The 16515-nt window shown below is 61.9% G+C and carries 14 protein-coding genes; 6 read left to right on the top strand and 8 right to left on the bottom strand.

The features are described from left to right. Positions 1-8: 8 nt before the first annotated feature. The 3 genes from VMP31_RS20980 to VMP31_RS20970 all read left to right on the top strand — a co-directional run bounded on the left by VMP31_RS20980 (position 9) and on the right by VMP31_RS20970 (position 5010). Positions 9-788 carry an ABC transporter permease gene (locus VMP31_RS20980; protein WP_325509696.1) on the top strand — a complete coding sequence of 260 codons (780 nt, stop codon included), beginning with the start codon at positions 9-11 and terminating at the stop codon, positions 786-788. A 125-nt stretch (positions 789-913) separates the two neighbouring features. Then, complete coding sequence (locus tag VMP31_RS20975) at positions 914-1945, top strand: efflux RND transporter periplasmic adaptor subunit (RefSeq protein ID WP_325509647.1); 1032 nt, start codon at positions 914-916, stop codon at positions 1943-1945. Then, entirely contained in the window at positions 1942-5010 is a 3069-nt protein-coding gene (locus VMP31_RS20970) for an efflux RND transporter permease subunit (protein ID WP_325509646.1), read from the top strand. The genes VMP31_RS20975 and VMP31_RS20970 overlap by 4 nt, the downstream gene beginning before the upstream one ends. Before the next feature lie 16 nt (positions 5011-5026). Here the strand turns inward: VMP31_RS20970 and VMP31_RS20965 are convergent, their stop codons facing one another. Both VMP31_RS20965 and VMP31_RS20960 read right to left on the bottom strand, forming a co-directional pair. Beyond that, positions 5027-5974, bottom strand: a complete 948-nt coding sequence (locus tag VMP31_RS20965; RefSeq protein WP_325509645.1) for a transposase — start codon at positions 5972-5974, stop codon at positions 5027-5029. Between the two features lie 451 nt (positions 5975-6425). Then, a complete protein-coding gene (locus tag VMP31_RS20960; RefSeq protein ID WP_325509644.1) occupies positions 6426-7433 on the bottom strand; it encodes an NADP-dependent oxidoreductase in 1008 nt (335 codons plus the stop codon). Between the two features lie 226 nt (positions 7434-7659). Here VMP31_RS20960 and VMP31_RS20955 point away from each other — a divergent pair, with 226 nt between their 5' ends. Further along, positions 7660-8421, top strand: a complete 762-nt coding sequence (locus VMP31_RS20955) for an SDR family oxidoreductase (RefSeq protein WP_325509643.1) — start codon at positions 7660-7662, stop codon at positions 8419-8421. A 93-nt stretch (positions 8422-8514) separates the two neighbouring features. Here VMP31_RS20955 and cysB read toward each other — a convergent pair whose 3' ends face one another. The 4 genes from cysB to VMP31_RS20935 form a co-directional block, all read right to left on the bottom strand. Beyond that, the gene (cysB, locus tag VMP31_RS20950) at positions 8515-9489 is read right to left on the bottom strand and encodes an HTH-type transcriptional regulator CysB (protein WP_325509642.1); all 975 of its coding nucleotides are present in this window, start codon (positions 9487-9489) and stop codon (positions 8515-8517) included. Between the two features lie 117 nt (positions 9490-9606). Beyond that, a complete protein-coding gene (locus tag VMP31_RS20945) occupies positions 9607-10107 on the bottom strand; it encodes a universal stress protein (protein WP_325509641.1) in 501 nt (166 codons plus the stop codon). A gap of 120 nt (positions 10108-10227) precedes the next feature. Beyond that, positions 10228-11133, bottom strand: a complete 906-nt coding sequence (locus tag VMP31_RS20940) for a 5'-nucleotidase (RefSeq protein WP_325509640.1) — start codon at positions 11131-11133, stop codon at positions 10228-10230. 10 nt (positions 11134-11143) lie between these two features. Next, positions 11144-12091, bottom strand: a complete 948-nt coding sequence (locus tag VMP31_RS20935) for a putative 2-dehydropantoate 2-reductase (protein ID WP_325509639.1) — start codon at positions 12089-12091, stop codon at positions 11144-11146. Positions 12092-12411: 320 nt separating this feature from the next. Here VMP31_RS20935 and VMP31_RS20930 point away from each other — a divergent pair, with 320 nt between their 5' ends. Together VMP31_RS20930 and VMP31_RS20925 are read left to right on the top strand one after the other, a co-directional pair. Beyond that, entirely contained in the window at positions 12412-12855 is a 444-nt protein-coding gene (locus VMP31_RS20930) for a PilZ domain-containing protein (RefSeq protein ID WP_325509638.1), read from the top strand. Between the two features lie 285 nt (positions 12856-13140). Next, positions 13141-14217 (top strand): 3-deoxy-7-phosphoheptulonate synthase, encoded by a 1077-nt coding sequence (locus tag VMP31_RS20925; protein WP_325509637.1) that lies wholly within the window; start codon positions 13141-13143, stop codon positions 14215-14217. Between the two features lie 189 nt (positions 14218-14406). Here VMP31_RS20925 and VMP31_RS20920 read toward each other — a convergent pair whose 3' ends face one another. Together VMP31_RS20920 and VMP31_RS20915 are read right to left on the bottom strand one after the other, a co-directional pair. Beyond that, complete coding sequence (locus VMP31_RS20920; protein ID WP_325509636.1) at positions 14407-15603, bottom strand: benzoate/H(+) symporter BenE family transporter; 1197 nt, start codon at positions 15601-15603, stop codon at positions 14407-14409. Then, positions 15603-16214 carry a LysE family translocator gene (locus VMP31_RS20915; RefSeq protein ID WP_325509635.1) on the bottom strand — a complete coding sequence of 204 codons (612 nt, stop codon included), beginning with the start codon at positions 16212-16214 and terminating at the stop codon, positions 15603-15605. Before VMP31_RS20915 ends, VMP31_RS20920 begins: the two co-directional genes overlap by 1 nt. Positions 16215-16515: the final 301 nt, after the last annotated feature.

Below are 16515 nucleotides of genomic sequence, written 5' to 3'. Positions count from 1 at the left end.
CGGCTTATCTGAATTCCGAATTCGCCGCCAATATGGTGGCCCTGCGCACCATCGTTTACCGCGAGATTCGCCGCTTTACCCGCATCTGGCCGCAGACCCTGCTACCCCCGGCGATCACCATGGTTCTGTACTTCGTGATCTTCGGCAACCTGATCGGTCGGCAGATCGGCGATATGGGCGGCTTCACCTATATGGAGTACATCGTGCCGGGGCTGATCATGATGTCGGTGATCACCAACTCCTATGGCAACGTGGTGTCGAGCTTCTTCGGCAGCAAGTTCCAGCGCTCCATCGAGGAGCTGATGGTCTCGCCGGTGTCGCCGCATATCATCCTCACCGGCTATGTGGTGGGCGGTGTGCTGCGCGGTCTGGCGGTGGGTTTTATCGTCACCTTGCTGTCGCTGTTTTTCACCAAGCTGCAGGTGCACCACCTGGGGGTGACAGTGCTGGTGGTGTTGCTGACCGCGACCATCTTCTCCCTGGGCGGTTTTATCAACGCGGTGTTCGCGCGCAACTTCGACGATATTTCGATCATCCCGACCTTTGTCCTGACGCCGCTGACCTACCTGGGCGGGGTGTTCTATTCGATCACCTTGCTGCCGCAGTTCTGGCAAACGGTGTCCCTGGCCAACCCGGTGCTGCATATGGTCAACGCCTTCCGTTACGGCATTCTCGGCGTCTCCGATATCCGCATCGGCGTGGCCATCGGCTTTATGCTGGTGGCCACCGCCGTGCTGTATGGCGTGTGCATTCGTTTGCTGGTCAGTGGCCGCGGTATGCGTCAGTAAGAGCGCGGGTCCTCTTCAGGGAATTGCTGCATGCAAAACCTGAAAACAAAGGGAAACATTTTTAACGGCTGAGGGTGACGGCCTGGCCGTTAGACTCGGCCTCTACAAAATAATAGGGGTTGTATATGTTTTCCCGTCCGCAGGCATTTCTCTGTTCGGCCTTGTGGCTGCTCGTCGTGGCCGCTGCGCCGGTCGTGGCCAATCAGGGCCCCCTGGTTGAAGTGGTACAGGCAGAGAAAACCCTGGTGCGTGACGAGCTGATCACCTTCGGCTCGCTGCGTTCGGACGAGTCGGTGATGATCCGCCCGGAAATCGCCGGTCGCCTGGCTACTTTGCATTTTCGCGAAGGCCAGAGCGTCGCGGCCGGTACCTTGCTGGTCAGCCTGGACGATGCCATCGCCCGCGCCGAACTGGCCCAGGCCAGGGCCAACCTGAACCTGGCGGAAAGCAACTTTCAGCGCGCGCAGATGTTGTTCAAGCGCGGGGCCAGCAATGCCCAGGCTCTGGATGAAGCCAGCGCCCAGCAGCAGGCGGCTCGCGCGACTCTGGCGCTGTCCCAGGCGCGTCTGGACAAGACGCGGATTCTTGCCCCCCATGCAGGGGTGCTGGGCCTGCGCCATGTCAGCCCCGGCGATTACCTCAGCGAAGGCCAGGACATCATCAACCTGGAGGTGCTCGATCCACTCAAGGTGGAGTTCCGCATTCCGCAAAAGGCCGTCAGCCTGATCCGCCTCGGCCAGCCCGTCGAGATAGGCCTGGACGCCTACCCCGGCGAGCGTTTTGCCGGCGAGATCTTCGCCATCAATCCGCGTTTGGACGAAGCCGGGCGCAGCCAGGCGATTCGCGCCCATATCGATAATGCCCAGGGGCGTCTGAGCCCCGGTCAGTTCGTCAAGGTTTCGGTGATCCTCGCCGAGCGCCCCGAGGCCCTGGTGATCCCGGAAGAAGCGGTGATGCCGGTGGGCGAGCGCTTGCTGGTCAACCTGGTGGTGGACGACAAGGTCGAGCTGCGCGAGGTCAAGCTGGGCAAGCGTTTTGACGGCAAGGTTGAGGTACGCGAAGGCCTGGTCGGTGGCGAGGTGCTGATCAGTGCCGGTTGGCAGAAGGTGCGCGAGGGCCTGCAAGTCCGCACCAAGGTGGTGGAGCTCGCGCCATGAGCCTGTCGGATATCTGCATCCGCCGGCCAGTGTTTGCCACCGTGTTATCGCTGATTGTGGTGCTGCTCGGGCTGATGGCCTATGACCGTCTGGCCGTGCGCGAGTACCCGAATATCGATGTGCCGATCGTCACGGTCAACGTCACCTATCCCGGGGCCAGCCCTGAGATCATGGAATCCCAGGTCGCCCAGCCGATCGAGGATGTGTTGTCCGGCATCGAGGGGCTGGATTTCGTCAGCTCCATCAGTCGCTCGGAAAACACCCAGATCACCGCCCAGTTCAAGTTGGGCAGCAACTCCGATGAAGCCGCCAACGATGTGCGCGACCGCCTGGGTCGCGTGCGCGGCCTGCTGCCGGACGAAATTACCGAGCCCATCGTGCAGAAGGTCGAGGCCGACGCTCAGCCGGTGATCTGGCTGGCGTTCTACAGCGAGCGCTACAGCTCTATGGAGATCACCGACGTGCTGGAGCGGGTGATCAAGGATCGCCTGCAGACCATTCCCGGCGTCTCCGAAGTACAGATCCGCGGCGCGCGTACCTTTGCCATGCGCATCTGGCTGGATCCGGAAAAGCTCGCCGCGCACAACCTCACCGTGCAGGACGTGGAAGACGCCCTGCGCCGGCAGAACGTCGAGATTCCCGCCGGGCGCATCGAATCGCAACAACGCGAATTCACCGTGCTGTCGGAAACCGACATGAACACCCCGGAGCAGTTCAACCAGCTGATCCTCGACGATTCCCAGGGCTATCTGCTGCGCCTGGCGGATGTCGGCTATGCGGAAATTGCCGCCCGCGACGAGCGCAGTATCGTCCGCTACAAGGGCCAGCCGGCCGTGTCCATGGGCATGATCAAGCAGGCCACCGCCAACCCGCTGGATATCTCCGACGGCCTGGCCGCGGCCATGCCCGATGTGCTGGCGCTGCTGCCGGACGGTATGCATATGCAGGTGGCCAACGACAACTCGCTGTTTATCCGCGAGTCGATCGATAACGTGTTTATCACCATCTGGGAAGCGGTTGGCCTGGTCATCCTGATCATCTTTATCTTCCTGCGTTCACTGCGCGCCACCATCATTCCGCTGGTGACCATTCCGGTGTCGCTGATCGGTGCCTTTGCCCTGATGAGCCTGATGGGTTTTACCATCAACACCCTGACCCTGCTGGCCATGGTGCTGGCGATCGGCCTGGTGGTGGACGACGCCATCGTGATGCTGGAGAACATCCACCGGCATATCGAGGAGGGCATGCAGCCGCTGCAGGCGGCGCTCAAGGGCAGCCGCGAGATTGCCTTCGCGGTCATCGCCATGACCCTGACCCTGGCCGCGGTATTTGCCCCCATCGGCTTTATGCAGGGCACCACCGGCAAGCTGTTTACCGAGTTCGCCTGGACCCTGGCCGGCGCGGTGCTGGTGTCGGGCTTCGTCGCCCTGACCCTGACGCCGATGATGTGCGCGCTGTTGCTCAAGCCGCACCAGGCCGGTGAGCGGCACAACCGGGTGTACAACCTGATCGAAGATTTTCTCAATGGTCTGACCCACAACTACAAGCGCCTGTTGGCCCGGGCCCTGAGTGCCTGGTGGCTGGTGATCGCGGTGTTGCTGGGGACCATGCTGGCCTGTGCGCTGCTATTTTCCGGGCTCAAGTCCGAGCTGGCTCCCACCGAGGATACCGGCACCATTATCGGAGTCTTCAACGGCCCGGACGGGGCCACCATCGACTACACCGGCCGCTATGCCCGCGAGATTGAAGCGGCCTACGCCAGCATCCCCGAGACCAACCGCTATATGGTGATCGCCGGCTTCCCCACGGTGGCCCAGGGTATTTCCTTTATGAAGCTGGAGGACTGGGGCGAGCGCAGCCGCAGCCAGTTCGAAATCCGCAATGAGCTGCTGCCCAAGCTGCAGGATATCGCCGGGGTGCGCGCCTTCCCGGTCAACCGCCCGCCGCTGGGGCAGAGCGCGCGCAACCAGCCGGTGAATTTCGTGATTCGCTCGTCCATGGAGTACGCCGAGCTGCAGGGCTATGTCGATGAGTTGCTAGGCCAGCTGCGCGACTATCCGGGGCTGGAGAGCCTGGACAGCGACCTCAAGCTCAATGCGCCGCAGCTCAAGGTGACAATCAACCGCGAACAGGCGGTGGCGGTCGGCACCGACGTGGCGACTATTGGCCGTGGCCTGGAAAGCCTGTTCGGCAGCCGTCAGGTGACCCGCTTCAAGCAGAGCGGCGAGCAGTACGACGTGATGGTGCAGTTGCAGGACGTCGACCGCAGCAACCCGCAGGATCTCGACCGTGTCTATGTGCGCGGCCGCGACGGCAGCATGGTGCAGCTGTCCAACCTGATCGAGGTGCGCGAGACCGTGGCCCCGCGCGAACTCAACCACTTCAACCAGCTGCGAGCGGTGACCGTGAGCGCCAACGTCGGCTCCGGTTACACCCTGGGCGAAGCCCTGGCGCATCTGGAAAATACCGCGCGCGGGGTGTTCCCGGCCGAGACCCAGTATGACTACACCGGCACCTCGCGGGACTTCAAGGAGTCCAGCGCCGGTATCGGGCTGATCTTCGCCCTGGCCCTGGCCTTTATCTTCCTGGTGCTGGCGGCGCAGTTCGAGAGCTTTAGCGACCCGCTGATCATCCTGTTCAGCGTGCCGCTGTCGATGGCCGGGGCCTTGCTGGCCCTGACCCTGTTCGGCGGCACTCTGAATATCTATTCGCAGATCGGCCTGGTGACCCTGATCGGCCTGATCACCAAGCACGGCATCCTGATCGTCGAATTCGCCAACGTGCTGCTGCGTCAGGGCCATGAACTGCGCGGCGCGGTGATCGATGCATCGGTGCAGCGTCTGCGGCCGATCCTGATGACCACCGGGGCCATGGTGCTGGGCTCTTTGCCCCTGGCGATTGCGAGCGGCGCGGGGGCGGAAAGCCGTCAGCAGATCGGTCTGGTAATCGTCGGCGGCCTGCTGGTCGGCACCTTCTTCACTCTGTTTGTTATTCCAACGCTCTATATGCTGCTGCGCCGCTGGCAGCCGATAAAGCAGGAAAGTGAGGAAATGGCGGTAGCGTAATGCCGCGGCGTAGATCCTATGTTCCTGCGCAAGTATTTTTGCCGATCATGGCTGGATCAAACGGTGTATTCGACCGCCACACGGCAAAAGCAACGCGCAGTAGCTTGCGGGAGATGATGCAATTGATGGCCGTCTTGCTCAGGCCTTTGGCGAGCCATTGAGAACACTCTGTTTTCCACAAGCCTGCCCGGCGCGCTCCCCGAGCCGCCATGAACATCAGTCGGCGGTCCTCCGACAGACCTTGCTTGGACAGTTTGCGACGCCCTTGATAAGTGCCCGACTCACGCGGTCTGGGGTCGTACCCATAGGCCGCCACCACAGCATCACTGTTGCAATAGGGGGTCTGGCTGAGGCGATTAGTCACGGCGATGCTGATCAGCGGGCCTATGCCCGGAATGCTCAGCAACAACTGGCGTTTCTCGGCGAGCACCAGCGCATCCAGCTTGGCGTCTATTTCCGCCAGCGTTTGGCGATACACCTTCAGCAAAGGAAGGGTCATCTTCTTGAGGCTGGGTTCGTCCTGGACACTCTGGCGAAGCGCGCAGCGGTGTTTAACCAACAGACTACGGCGCTTTAGCAGGCTGTTGATGCTGCGTTGCTCTGCGCTGGGCGGCACGAACGGATGGCACTGATCGGTTTCGTTGGCGACGAAGCGCGCGATCCCCTGGGCATCGAGCAGATCGGTCTTACCGCGCTGCCTCAGGCTCTTGAGATACTGGGCCACATGCTTGGGGTTAAGCACATACACCCGATGCCCTGCAACGTACGTGTGTTCGGCGAGGGCTCGGTGGTAGATACCGGTGGCTTCCATGCCGATCCAGCAACCTGCCGGCAATGCTTTAAGCCAGCGCTTAATCTCAACTGGCCGATTGACCAGACGCTGTACCTCGGTGATGCCCAGGCGGCTAATCACCAGTTCGTCTTTGCTGACGTCGATTCCGATATAGACCTGTTCGCTGTCCATCTCGTCGCTCCTTCTGCTATCGAGAAATCAGCGGTTACACTGGCGAGGCCGGGCGGCGTCAGCTTGGGTGTGAGCTTGTTAGCTATCGGCGGTCGTGGTCGTCGCTTGCTAAGTTCGGACCACGCCGCTGCATCCCTAATCGACACTAAGGCTGACGAAGCAGGGAAATGGCTACGGAAGTCTGTTCGCATAAGCGACAGATAGCCCGGATAGTCCCTCCGCCTCGGCACTCTCTTTTTGGCTTACCGCTGCCACTTTAGAGTGCCAGATGAACATACAAGCCCGGATGCAATCCGGGAGCGGTGTGGCAGGCGATGGGTTTCCCCGGATTGCATCCGGGCTACAAACTGTTTTCGTAGGAGCGGGCCATGCCCGCGAAATCGCCGGATCGCCGGCTAAAAACATCGCGGGCATGGAGCTGGGCGTCCCCCCCGCTCCTACGGTAGGTGTATCACTCGACCTTAAGCACCAACTTGCCGAAGTTCTCGCCGCTAAACAGCTTGAGCAAGGTTTCCGGGAAGGTCTGCAGGCCGCTGACGATATCTTCCTTGGACTTCAGCTTGCCGCTGGCCAGCCAGCCGCCCATCTCCGCCGCTGCTTCGGCGAAGCGTGGGGCGTAGGTCATTACCACCATGCCTTCCATGCGTGCGCTGTTGACCAGCAGGTTGAGGTAGTTGGCCGGGCCTTTGACCGCCTGCTTGTTGTTGTACTGGCTGATCGCGCCGCAGATGATCACCCGCGCCTTGAAGGCCAGGCGAGTGAGCACGGCATCGAGAATGTCGCCACCAACGTTATCGAAATACACATCCACACCTTTCGGGCACTCGCGCTTGAGGCCGGCAACTACCTCTTCGTTCTTGTAGTCGATGGCCCCGTCGAAGCCCAGCTCATCAATCAGGAACTTGCACTTGTCTGCGCCGCCGGCGATGCCGACCACACGGCAACCTTTGAGCTTGGCGATCTGCCCGGCAATGCTGCCGACCGCGCCGGCCGCACCGGAAATCACCACGGTTTCACCGGCTTTCGGCGCACCGACATCGAGCAGGGCGAAGTAGGCGGTCATGCCGGTCATGCCCAGGGCAGACAGATACAGCGGCAGCGGCGCGCGCTTGGGGTCGACTTTGTAGAAGCCCTTGGGCTCACCGAGGAAATAGTCCTGCACGCCGAGGGCACCGTTGACATGGTCGCCGACGGCAAAGTCCGGGTGCTGCGAGGCCACCACTTCGCCCACGCCGAGGGCGCGCATCACTTCGCCGATGCCGACCGGCGCGATATAGGACTTGGCATCGTTCATCCAGCCGCGCATGGCCGGGTCGAGGGACAGATACAGGTTCTTCACCAGGATCTGCCCGGGGCCGGGTTCGCCGATGGCGCTTTCCACGTAGCTGAAGGTGTCGCGGCTGGGCAGGCCGAGCGGGCGTTGGGCGAGGAGAAACTGGCGATTCAGGTTGGCAGTCATGGTTGTTACTCGGTGAGCGGAAAGACTTGTGATAGCCCCTGTTGGGCCGATGGGCAAGGTTTGCCCTTGGCCCGAATAGCGCTTAATCCATTCGGCTGATAGCAGGCCCAGGGTCTTAATCATTATTTTGCATGGAGCCATAACCGCTGTTCGAATAGTGCTGCCGCCTAGGGCGCTGCTCTGACTAGACTCGGCGCAGACTTCAACGCCTTGCGAGGACACACAGATGAGTTTGAGCTTTTCCGGCCAGGTTGCCCTGGTCACCGGCGGCGCTGCCGGTATTGGCCGGGCGACCGCCCTGGCGTTTGCCAACGAAGGCCTCAAGGTCGTGGTTTCCGATGTCGACGTGGCAGGCGGCGAGGGCACTGCCGAACTGATCCGCGCTGCGGGTGGCCAGGCCACCTTCGTGCGCTGCGACGTGACCCGCGATGCCGAGGTCAAGGTCTTGATGGATGCCACGGTGGCCGCCTACGGTCGTCTGGACTATGCCTTCAACAACGCCGGTATCGAGATCGAGAAGGGCAAGCTGGCCGATGGCAGCGAGAGCGAGTTCGACGCCATCATGGGCGTCAACGTCAAAGGCGTGTGGCTGTGCATGAAGCACCAGATCCCGCTGCTGCTGGCCCAGGGGGGCGGTGCCATCGTCAACACCGCCTCGGTCGCCGGCCTCGGCGCGGCCCCGAAGATGAGTATCTACGCGGCTTCCAAGCACGCGGTGATCGGTCTGACCAAATCGGCGGCGGTGGAATACGCGAAGAAGAAGATCCGCGTCAACGCGGTGTGCCCGGCGGTGATCGACACCGACATGTTCCGCCGCGCCTATGAAGCTGACCCGAAGAAGGGCGAGTTCGCCGCTGCCATGCACCCGGTCGGGCGTATTGGCAAGGTCGAGGAAATCGCCACCGCGGTGCTCTACCTGTGCTGCGATAACGCGGCGTTCACCACCGGCCAGGCGCTGGCAGTGGATGGCGGCGCGACGGCGATCTGAACAGATTGGCGCAATGCAAAAGGGCAGCTTCATAGCTGCCCTTTTGCATGGTTATCTGCGTCGTAACGGTAGTGCGCACTGGCACGCACGACCCTAGTGAATCGGTAGCTCAACCCCTTCGAACAACTCTTCCAACTCGGCCTTGGTATGGCACTGCACGGCCTTGGCCAGCACGTCGCGGGTCAGGTGCGGGGCGAACTTCTCGATAAAGTCGCACATAAAACCGCGCAGGAAGGTGCCGCGGCGAAAGCCGATCTTGGTCACGCTGGCTTCGAACAGCTCGCTGGCATCCAGCACCACTAGGTCCGGGTCGAGCTTGGCGTCGACCGCCATCTTGGCCACGATGCCCACGCCCAGGCCCAGGCGCACATAGGTCTTGATCACGTCGGCATCGGCGGCGGTAAACACCACCTTGGGCGTCAGGCCACGATGGCTGAAGGCTTCGTCCAGCTTGGAGCGACCGGTAAAACCGAACACGTAGGTGACGATGGAGTATTCGGCCAGAGCTTCCAGGGTCAGCTTCGGCAGCTTGGTCAGCGGGTGGCCCTGGGGCACGACTACGCAGCGGTTCCAGCGGTAGCAGGGCATCATGATCAGGTCGTTGAACAGTTCCAGGCCTTCGGTGGCGATGGCGAAGTCGACGGTGCCGTCGGCGGCCATTTCGGCGATCTGCATCGGCGTGCCCTGGTGCATATGCAGGGCGACATCCGGGTATTGCTTGATAAAGCTGCTGATCACCGGCGGCAGGGCGTAACGCGCCTGGGTATGGGTGGTGGCAATCGATAGGGTGCCTTTCTTCTCGTTGGAGAATTCCTGGGCAATCTGCTTGATGCTTTCGACCTTGCGCAGGATTTCCCCGGCGGTATTGATGATTCGCTCGCCAGCCGGCGTCACTCGGGTCAGGTGCTTGCCGCTGCGGGCGAAGACTTCCACGCCCAGTTCGTCCTCAAGCAGGCGGATCTGTTTGCTGATGCCCGGTTGCGAGGTATAGAGGCTCTGCGCTGTGGCGGATACGTTGAGGTCGTGATGCGCGACTTCCCAGATGTAGCGCAGTTGCTGAAGCTTCATAAAAATCCCTCAAAGCTGGTCGGAGCCGTTCAGGTTACCGGCATGTTTTTATATAACCATATTAATGGGTCGAGCCTTAAATCTAGACCAGATATTTAGATGTGCTGTTTTATTCTCCTAAAGCTCCCCGCGGCTGCGGTGCTGCAGCATGGGCACCAGATAGACCGGCGCTTCGGCGAGCTGAACCAGGCGCGAGGCCGTGCGCCCCAGGGGGGTGTCCATATCCGTGCCGTGGCTGTGGCTACCTAAGACCAGCAAGTCCACGCCGAGTTGCTGGGCCTGTTCGAGAATCACCAGCGGCGGGTCCCCTTGCACCACACGCACCGCCTTGATCAGATCAAGGTCGTGGCAGGTTTCGCCGATTTCGTCGCGAAAGCCCTCCAGTACCCGTTGTTCGATGCTGGCCATGACCGTACTCAGGCCGTTCTTGCGCAGTTCCTTGAGCCTTTCCTCGTCCAGATAGGTTTGCAGCACCGACTCGGCAAACAGGCCCATGGGCTCCACGGCGTGGACCACATAGAGATTGGCATTGAAGGCGCGGGTCAGCGCCAGCGCATGTTGCAGCACATAGGGGGCATAAAGACCGAGGTCGGTTGCGTAGAGAATCGTGCGGATCATCCGGCCTCCTTGACTGCCTGAGGGGCGGGCCTGATTTGAGCTTAGCAGCGCCTTTGATAAGTCCAAGAAAGCGCCGCTATTGAGGACGAATGGTTATATACCCAGGCCGTCTGCTGGCGGTCAGGGTTGCGGCTCGTTACTGACACCATGGGGCACATGGCCGGTGGCGACCACCTCGCGGGCCTTTTCGCAGTGGCCGGCCTGGTCGTCGAAGAAGACGTCGGCCCCGAAGGTTTCCAGGATCGCGGCTTTTTCCAGGCCGCCGAGGAAGAAGGACTCATCCAGACGGATATTCCATTCGCGCAGGGTGCGGATCACTCGCTCATGGGCTGGGGCCGAGCGGGCGGTGACCAGGGCGGTGCGAATCGGGCACTGTTCTTCCGGGAACTCCTGCTGCAGGCGGTGCAGGGCGGCGAGGAAGGGCTTGAACGGGCCGCCGCCGAGCAGCTCGCGGGCTGATTGGCGCTCGTGACTCTGGAAGGCTTCCAGGCCGGCCTGCTGATAGACCCGCTCGGATTCATCGGAAAACAGCACGGCGTCGCCGTCGAAGGCGATGCGCAGTTCGTTGCTGGCCGCGCGCCGGGCACCGCCGGAAAGGATGGTGGCCGCACCGAAACCGGCACGCAGGGCGCTGCGCACATCCTCGGCGTGGGTGGAGAGAAACAGGTGGCAGCCGAAGGCGGCCAGGTAAGGATCGGGGCTGCGGCCACCGACAAAGGCGGCGCGGGAGATGCCCAGGCCATAGTGTTGAATCGAGTTGAAGGCGCGCAGGCCGGTGTCGGCGCTGTTGCGCGAGACCAGGATCACTTCCACCCGTTGTTGCTGCAGGGCGCTGTTAAGGGCCAGAAGTTTTTCCACCAGGGGAAAGGCGTCGCCCGGGGCGAGGATTTCGTCCTCATGCTCGATCTGGTACTGGCGGTAGGCCGCAACGCCCTGGCTTTCATAGATGCGGTGGCTTTCACTGAGGTCGAACAGCGCCCGCGAGGAAATCGCCAGCACCAGCTTGTCGCCTAATCCCTTGCTCATAAGGTTGTTCCTATCGCGGACGTTGTGCGAGAAAGCGCAGGGCCTGGTAGAGCATCTCGGTGCGCGGCATGGCGCAACCCGCCTGCGCGGCGGCGGCCAGGGGCGCGGCGTAGATGGCATGCAGCTCCATGGGCCGCTGCCGGGCAAAGTCGTGGTACATGCTCGGCAGGTAGTCGGGCATACGGTCGGTGGCGGCCAGCAGCTTGCCGGCAAAACCGGGCGGCAGTTGATGGCCGCAGGCGGTGGCGGCGTCTACCACTTCCTGCATGATCGCCTCGACCAGCGCGCGGCTGTCGGCATTGCCCATCAGGGCTGTGGTGTCACTGTTCAGCAGCACGGCCAGGCCGTTGTAGGGCACGTTCCACACCAGCTTCTGCCAGCGTGCCTGATCCAGTTGGGCCATGGCACTGGAGTCCAGGCCGGCCTGTTTGAACATCGCCACACCAGTCTCGAGGATTGCCTGGCGGCTTTCGGCTGCGTCGCTCGGCCCTGAGTGATAGCCCAGATTGATCGCTCCCAGGGCCTGATGCTCGACCACCCCCGGGGCACTGCGGTGTACGCAGATATAGCAGAGGCCGCCAAGCAGATGCAGGCTGTCCGGGAGCAGAGGGCGCAGTTCTTCTTCAACCCCCAGGCCGTTCTGCAGCAGCACCACCTTGGCTCCGGGCGCGGCGGCCTGGGCAATAGTGGAGGCCAGTTCGGCATTGCTGGTGGTTTTCGCGCCCACCAGCAACCAGTCGCAGGCGGGCATCTCGGTGGCGCTGCGGTAGGCCTGCACCGGTTGCAGGCTCAGGGCACCGTGCACCGCGCTGTTCAGCTGCAGACCCTGGCGGGCTACCGCATTGAACTCGCTGCGCAGCAGAAAGTGCACGTCAAAGCCGGCGCTGGCCAGCATCACACCGTAGAAACCACCAATGGCACCGGCACCGATAATGCCGATACGGGGAGAGGCATTCATCAAACAAGCTCCTCAGTTGGGCGCGACAAGGGATTGTCCAGCGCCAGAATTAAGTCAACGCAGTGCAGGCATAGCCGCGCTGCGCCATAAAAGTATCACCAGGGCATTTATGGCGGCTCGCTGCTTGCCGGCCAGGCCTCTCTGCGCCGCGCTGTATGGCGTGTTCAGCGGCAACTGGCACAGCCTATGCTGGTAAATAGCAACAGTGAAGCCGCGGCAGGTCCGGCAGATGGCGATAGGCAACGAGATCAAGCAGTTCCAGCTCATTCACTATACTGTTCGCTGTGGTATCAATTTGATGGCATTAGAGGTTGTTTGAGATGCGTCATTTTTTGCGTCATCCCAGTGATATGCCGGTCGAGTTGATTGTGCGCAAGCAGGCTCCCGTGCCGAAGCAGCGCCTGAACAATATCAGCCTCGGTGGTGTGGCATGCAATTCCAAACGGGCTTTTCGGCGCGGTACTGCGGTGGAGATGCGCATCCCGGTGTTTGGCGAGTATGCCCGTTACCCCGGCGTGGTGGCTTGGTGCCGCAAGCAGGAGGAGGGCTATCTGGTCGGTATCGCTTTTGTCGACGAGGACACTCTGTTTCGCGCGCGTATGGTCGAGCAGGTCTGTCAGATCGAGCATTACCGTCACCAGCGCGAGCAGGAGTTGGGCTGCACCCTGTGCGCCGAGGTGGTCGCCCAGGAATGGATAGCCGAGCATGCCGTGGAATTCTCCCAGGCCAGTCTGAACAGCGATTTAGGCTATCGGGGCGCTTAACAGGCTGTTGAAAATGTAGGCGAGGCCGCCGAGACAAGGCAAAAACAGGCGAGGAAGCGGAGTTTACGAGCTGCAAATGAGCATTCCGAGCCTGTTTTTAACGCCGTATCGGCAACGTAGGTAGTTTTCAACGGCCTGTTAACGACCTAAGGCCCATTGTCGAGCCAGGCCTTTACGCGCTAAGGTTCGGCTTCCCCGCTGTGCTCATATTGCTGTGCTCCGCCACACGGGGATCGCTGGCGGCCGGCACCCGTGACCTGATGACTCTGACTGATGAATAGCACGATGGCTGATTTACCGATTGATGACCTGAACGTTGCCTCCAACGACACCCTGATTACCCCAGCACAGCTCAAGCGTGAAATCCCGCTGACCGAGACTGCGCTGCATACGGTTGCCAGCGGTCGTGAGGTGATCCGCAATATCCTCGATGGCACGGACCATCGCCTGTTTGTGGTGGTAGGGCCGTGCTCGATCCACGACATCAAGGCCGCCCACGAGTATGCCGAGCGCCTCAAGGCCCTGGCCGCCGAGGTGTCGGACAGCCTGTATCTGGTCATGCGCGTGTATTTCGAGAAGCCACGGACCACCGTCGGCTGGAAAGGCCTGATCAACGATCCGTTCCTGGATGACTCGTTCAAGATCCAGGACGGTCTGCATATCGGTCGCCAGCTGCTGCGCGACCTGGCGGAAATGGGCCTGCCCACCGCTACCGAGGCCCTGGACCCGATTTCCCCGCAGTACCTGCAGGACCTGATCAGCTGGTCGGCCATCGGCGCGCGCACCACCGAATCCCAGACCCACCGCGAGATGGCCTCCGGCCTGTCCTCGGCGGTTGGCTTCAAGAACGGCACCGATGGCGGCCTGACCGTGGCCATCAACGCCCTGCAGTCGGTTTCCAGCCCGCACCGTTTCCTTGGCATCAACCAGGAAGGCGGCGTCTCCATCGTCACCACCAAGGGCAATGCCTACGGTCATGTGGTGCTGCGCGGCGGCAACGGCAAACCCAACTACGATTCGGTCAGTGTTGCCGTTTGTGAGCAGGAACTGACAAAAGCCGGCATACGCCCGAACATCATGGTCGACTGCAGCCACGCCAACTCCAACAAGGATCCGGCCCTGCAGCCGCTGGTGATGGACAACGTCGCCAACCAGATTCTGGAAGGCAACCAGTCCATCGTCGGCCTGATGGTGGAGAGCCACCTGGGCTGGGGCAACCAGTCGATTCCCAAGGACCTCAGCCAGCTCAAGTACGGTGTATCCGTGACCGATGCCTGCATCGACTGGGAAAGCACCGAGAAGACCCTGCGCAATATGCACGCCAAACTCAAGGACGTGCTGCCCAAGCGCCAGCGCGGCTGATTGCACCCGCTGTAACAACAACGGGCTTATGCGTATGCATAAGCCCGTTTTTTATGTTTGGGTGCTATGTGGAGTTGCGCAGAGGCTGTGTGGGAGGGGCTTTAGCCGCGACAGCCGCGATAAAAGCTCGCCGCTGAAGCGCCTCCTACAGGTCCGCAGCACTGGCTGCAAAGATCAACAATACGGCACCTATCCGTCCCGCTTGCCCCAGTTGAGAATCACCAGGGTCAGTAAGCCCGCGACTATGCCCCAGAACGCCGAACCCACCGAGAACAGGGTCATGCCCGAGGCGGTGACCAGAAAGGTGATCAGCGCCGCTTCGCGCTCTTTTGGCTCGCTCATAGCTTGGGTCAGGCCGCCGATAATCGAGGCGAACAGCGCCAATGCGGCGATGGACAGGATCAACGCCTTGGGCAGGGCGGCGAACAACGCCGCCAGAGTTGCGCCGAAAATGCCGGCAATACCATAGAACACCCCGCACCAGATGGCTGCGGTGTAGCGCTTGGCCGGGTCCTCATGGGCTTCCGGGCTGGCGCAGATGGCTGCGCTGATGGCCGCCATATGAATGCCGTGGGAGCCGAAGGGTGCCAACAGGATGGAAGCCAGGCCGCTGGTGTTCAGCAGTGGCGAGGCCGGTACGTCGTAGCCGTTGGCGCGCAGCACGGCCATGCCCGGCAGGTTCTGCGAGGCCATGGCGACGATAAACAGCGGAATGCCGATGCTGATCGCCGCGGCCCAGGAGAAGCTCGGCGTGGTCCATTCGGGCGTGGCCAATTGCAACTCGAATTCGCTGAAATCCAGCAGGCCGAACAACCCGGCCAGTAGGCAGCCGACAATCAGCGCCGCCAGCACCGCATAGCGCGGCAGCAGGCGCTTGCCCAGCAGGTAGGCGAACAGCATCGCCACCACCAGCACGGGTTGCTGTTCGGCGGCACCGCAGATTTCCAGGCCGATCTTGAACAGCACTCCGGCCAGCAGGGCGGCGGCGATGGAGGCGGGGATACGGCGCATCAGGCGGTCGAAGGTGCCGGTCAGGCCGATCAGCACGATCAGCGCCGAGGCGAAAATATAGGCACCGATGGCCTCGGCATAGGGCACCCCGGGTAGGCTGGTGATCAGCAGCGCCGCGCCGGGGGTCGACCAGGCAATCATGATCGGCGCGCGGTAGCGCAGCGACAGGCCGATGCAGCAGAGCGCCATGCCGATCGACAGCGCCCAGATCCACGAGGAAATCTGCCCGCTGGTCAGACCCGCGGCCTGGCCGGCCTGGAACATCAACACCAGGGAGCTGGTGTAGCCGGTGAGCATGGCGATAAAGCCGGCCACCACCGCCGAAGTGGAGGTGTCTGCCAGTGGCCGTAAACGCGCTTGAGACAGGTCGTGCATCAGAGCAATCCGGTGTCCGCGAAGATGGGGTAGAGCGAGGCCACCAGTAGCAGGGCCATGCCGATATTGAACACGCGCAGGGCGCGGGCGTTGCTCAGCCAGTTGCGCAGCAGGCTGCCGGCAACGGTCCACAGGCCCACGCTGGGGCAGTTGACCAGGGCGAAGAGTGCCGCAATCAGCAGCACATTGACCACGAAATTCTCCTGCGGGGTATAGGTGGTGATCGCGCCGATAGCCATGATCCAGGCCTTGGGATTGACCCACTGGAAGGCCGCTGCCTGGAGAAAGGTAAAGGGCTTGCCCACCGGCTGCTCGCCATGTTGCGGCGCACCGGAGCGGGCGATCTTCCAGGCCAGGTACAGCAGATAAGCCGCGCCCAGGTAGCGCAGCACGTTGTGCAGCAACGGCACCTGCTCGAACAACTGGCCGAGACCCAGGCCCACCGAGGCCACCAGCAGCATAAAGCCCAGGCTGATGCCGAACATATGCGGCAGGCTGCGGCGCAGGCCGAAGTTCACCCCACTGGCCAGCAGCATCATATTGTTTGGCCCAGGCGTTACCGAGGTAACGAAGGCAAAGGCGATAAAGGCGATCAGCAGTTCGGCAGTCATGGCGGCGGCACTCGGGGATAGTGCTGCTCAGCCTAAGGCGCGCGGGGCAGGGCGTCGCGGTACAGCGGGGCGGGCAATGGGCGTAACAGTTGCAAAGTGCACTGATAAAACACCGGTACAGTTTCGCCGGCTCAGCAATACAGTTGGCCTGCCTGTGGCCGTAGGGTGCGCCGTGTGTTCAGCCGGGAGACATAGGTAACAGGTGTCGGGAGACATAGGTAACGCATTTAGGCTTACGGAATCTTTCGAATGAGGAGTTCGAGCGATGCCGTGGCAGGAGTGCACCACCATGTCGATACGA

It is taken from the genome of Pseudomonas sp. (assembly GCF_035512415.1).
Lineage (GTDB): Bacteria > Pseudomonadota > Gammaproteobacteria > Pseudomonadales > Pseudomonadaceae > Aquipseudomonas.
This window is presented reverse-complemented; position numbering and strand designations above follow the sequence as displayed.

What these genes read in the sequence shown, in the direction of transcription:
- VMP31_RS20920 (WP_325509636.1), bottom strand. Translation starts at nt 15,603, where the DNA reads ATGCACGACCTGTCTCAAGCGCGTTTACGGCCACTGGCAGACACCTCC.
- VMP31_RS20915 (WP_325509635.1), bottom strand. Translation starts at nt 16,214, where the DNA reads ATGACTGCCGAACTGCTGATCGCCTTTATCGCCTTTGCCTTCGTTACC.
- VMP31_RS20930 (WP_325509638.1), top strand. Translation starts at nt 12,412, where the DNA reads ATGCGTCATTTTTTGCGTCATCCCAGTGATATGCCGGTCGAGTTGATT.
- VMP31_RS20935 (WP_325509639.1), bottom strand. Translation starts at nt 12,091, where the DNA reads ATGAATGCCTCTCCCCGTATCGGCATTATCGGTGCCGGTGCCATTGGT.
- VMP31_RS20970 (WP_325509646.1), top strand. Translation starts at nt 1,942, where the DNA reads ATGAGCCTGTCGGATATCTGCATCCGCCGGCCAGTGTTTGCCACCGTG.
- cysB (WP_325509642.1), bottom strand. Translation starts at nt 9,489, where the DNA reads ATGAAGCTTCAGCAACTGCGCTACATCTGGGAAGTCGCGCATCACGAC.
- VMP31_RS20940 (WP_325509640.1), bottom strand. Translation starts at nt 11,133, where the DNA reads ATGAGCAAGGGATTAGGCGACAAGCTGGTGCTGGCGATTTCCTCGCGG.
- VMP31_RS20965 (WP_325509645.1), bottom strand. Translation starts at nt 5,974, where the DNA reads ATGGACAGCGAACAGGTCTATATCGGAATCGACGTCAGCAAAGACGAA.
- VMP31_RS20945 (WP_325509641.1), bottom strand. Translation starts at nt 10,107, where the DNA reads ATGATCCGCACGATTCTCTACGCAACCGACCTCGGTCTTTATGCCCCC.
- VMP31_RS20955 (WP_325509643.1), top strand. Translation starts at nt 7,660, where the DNA reads ATGAGTTTGAGCTTTTCCGGCCAGGTTGCCCTGGTCACCGGCGGCGCT.
- VMP31_RS20975 (WP_325509647.1), top strand. Translation starts at nt 914, where the DNA reads ATGTTTTCCCGTCCGCAGGCATTTCTCTGTTCGGCCTTGTGGCTGCTC.
- VMP31_RS20960 (WP_325509644.1), bottom strand. Translation starts at nt 7,433, where the DNA reads ATGACTGCCAACCTGAATCGCCAGTTTCTCCTCGCCCAACGCCCGCTC.
- VMP31_RS20925 (WP_325509637.1), top strand. Translation starts at nt 13,141, where the DNA reads ATGGCTGATTTACCGATTGATGACCTGAACGTTGCCTCCAACGACACC.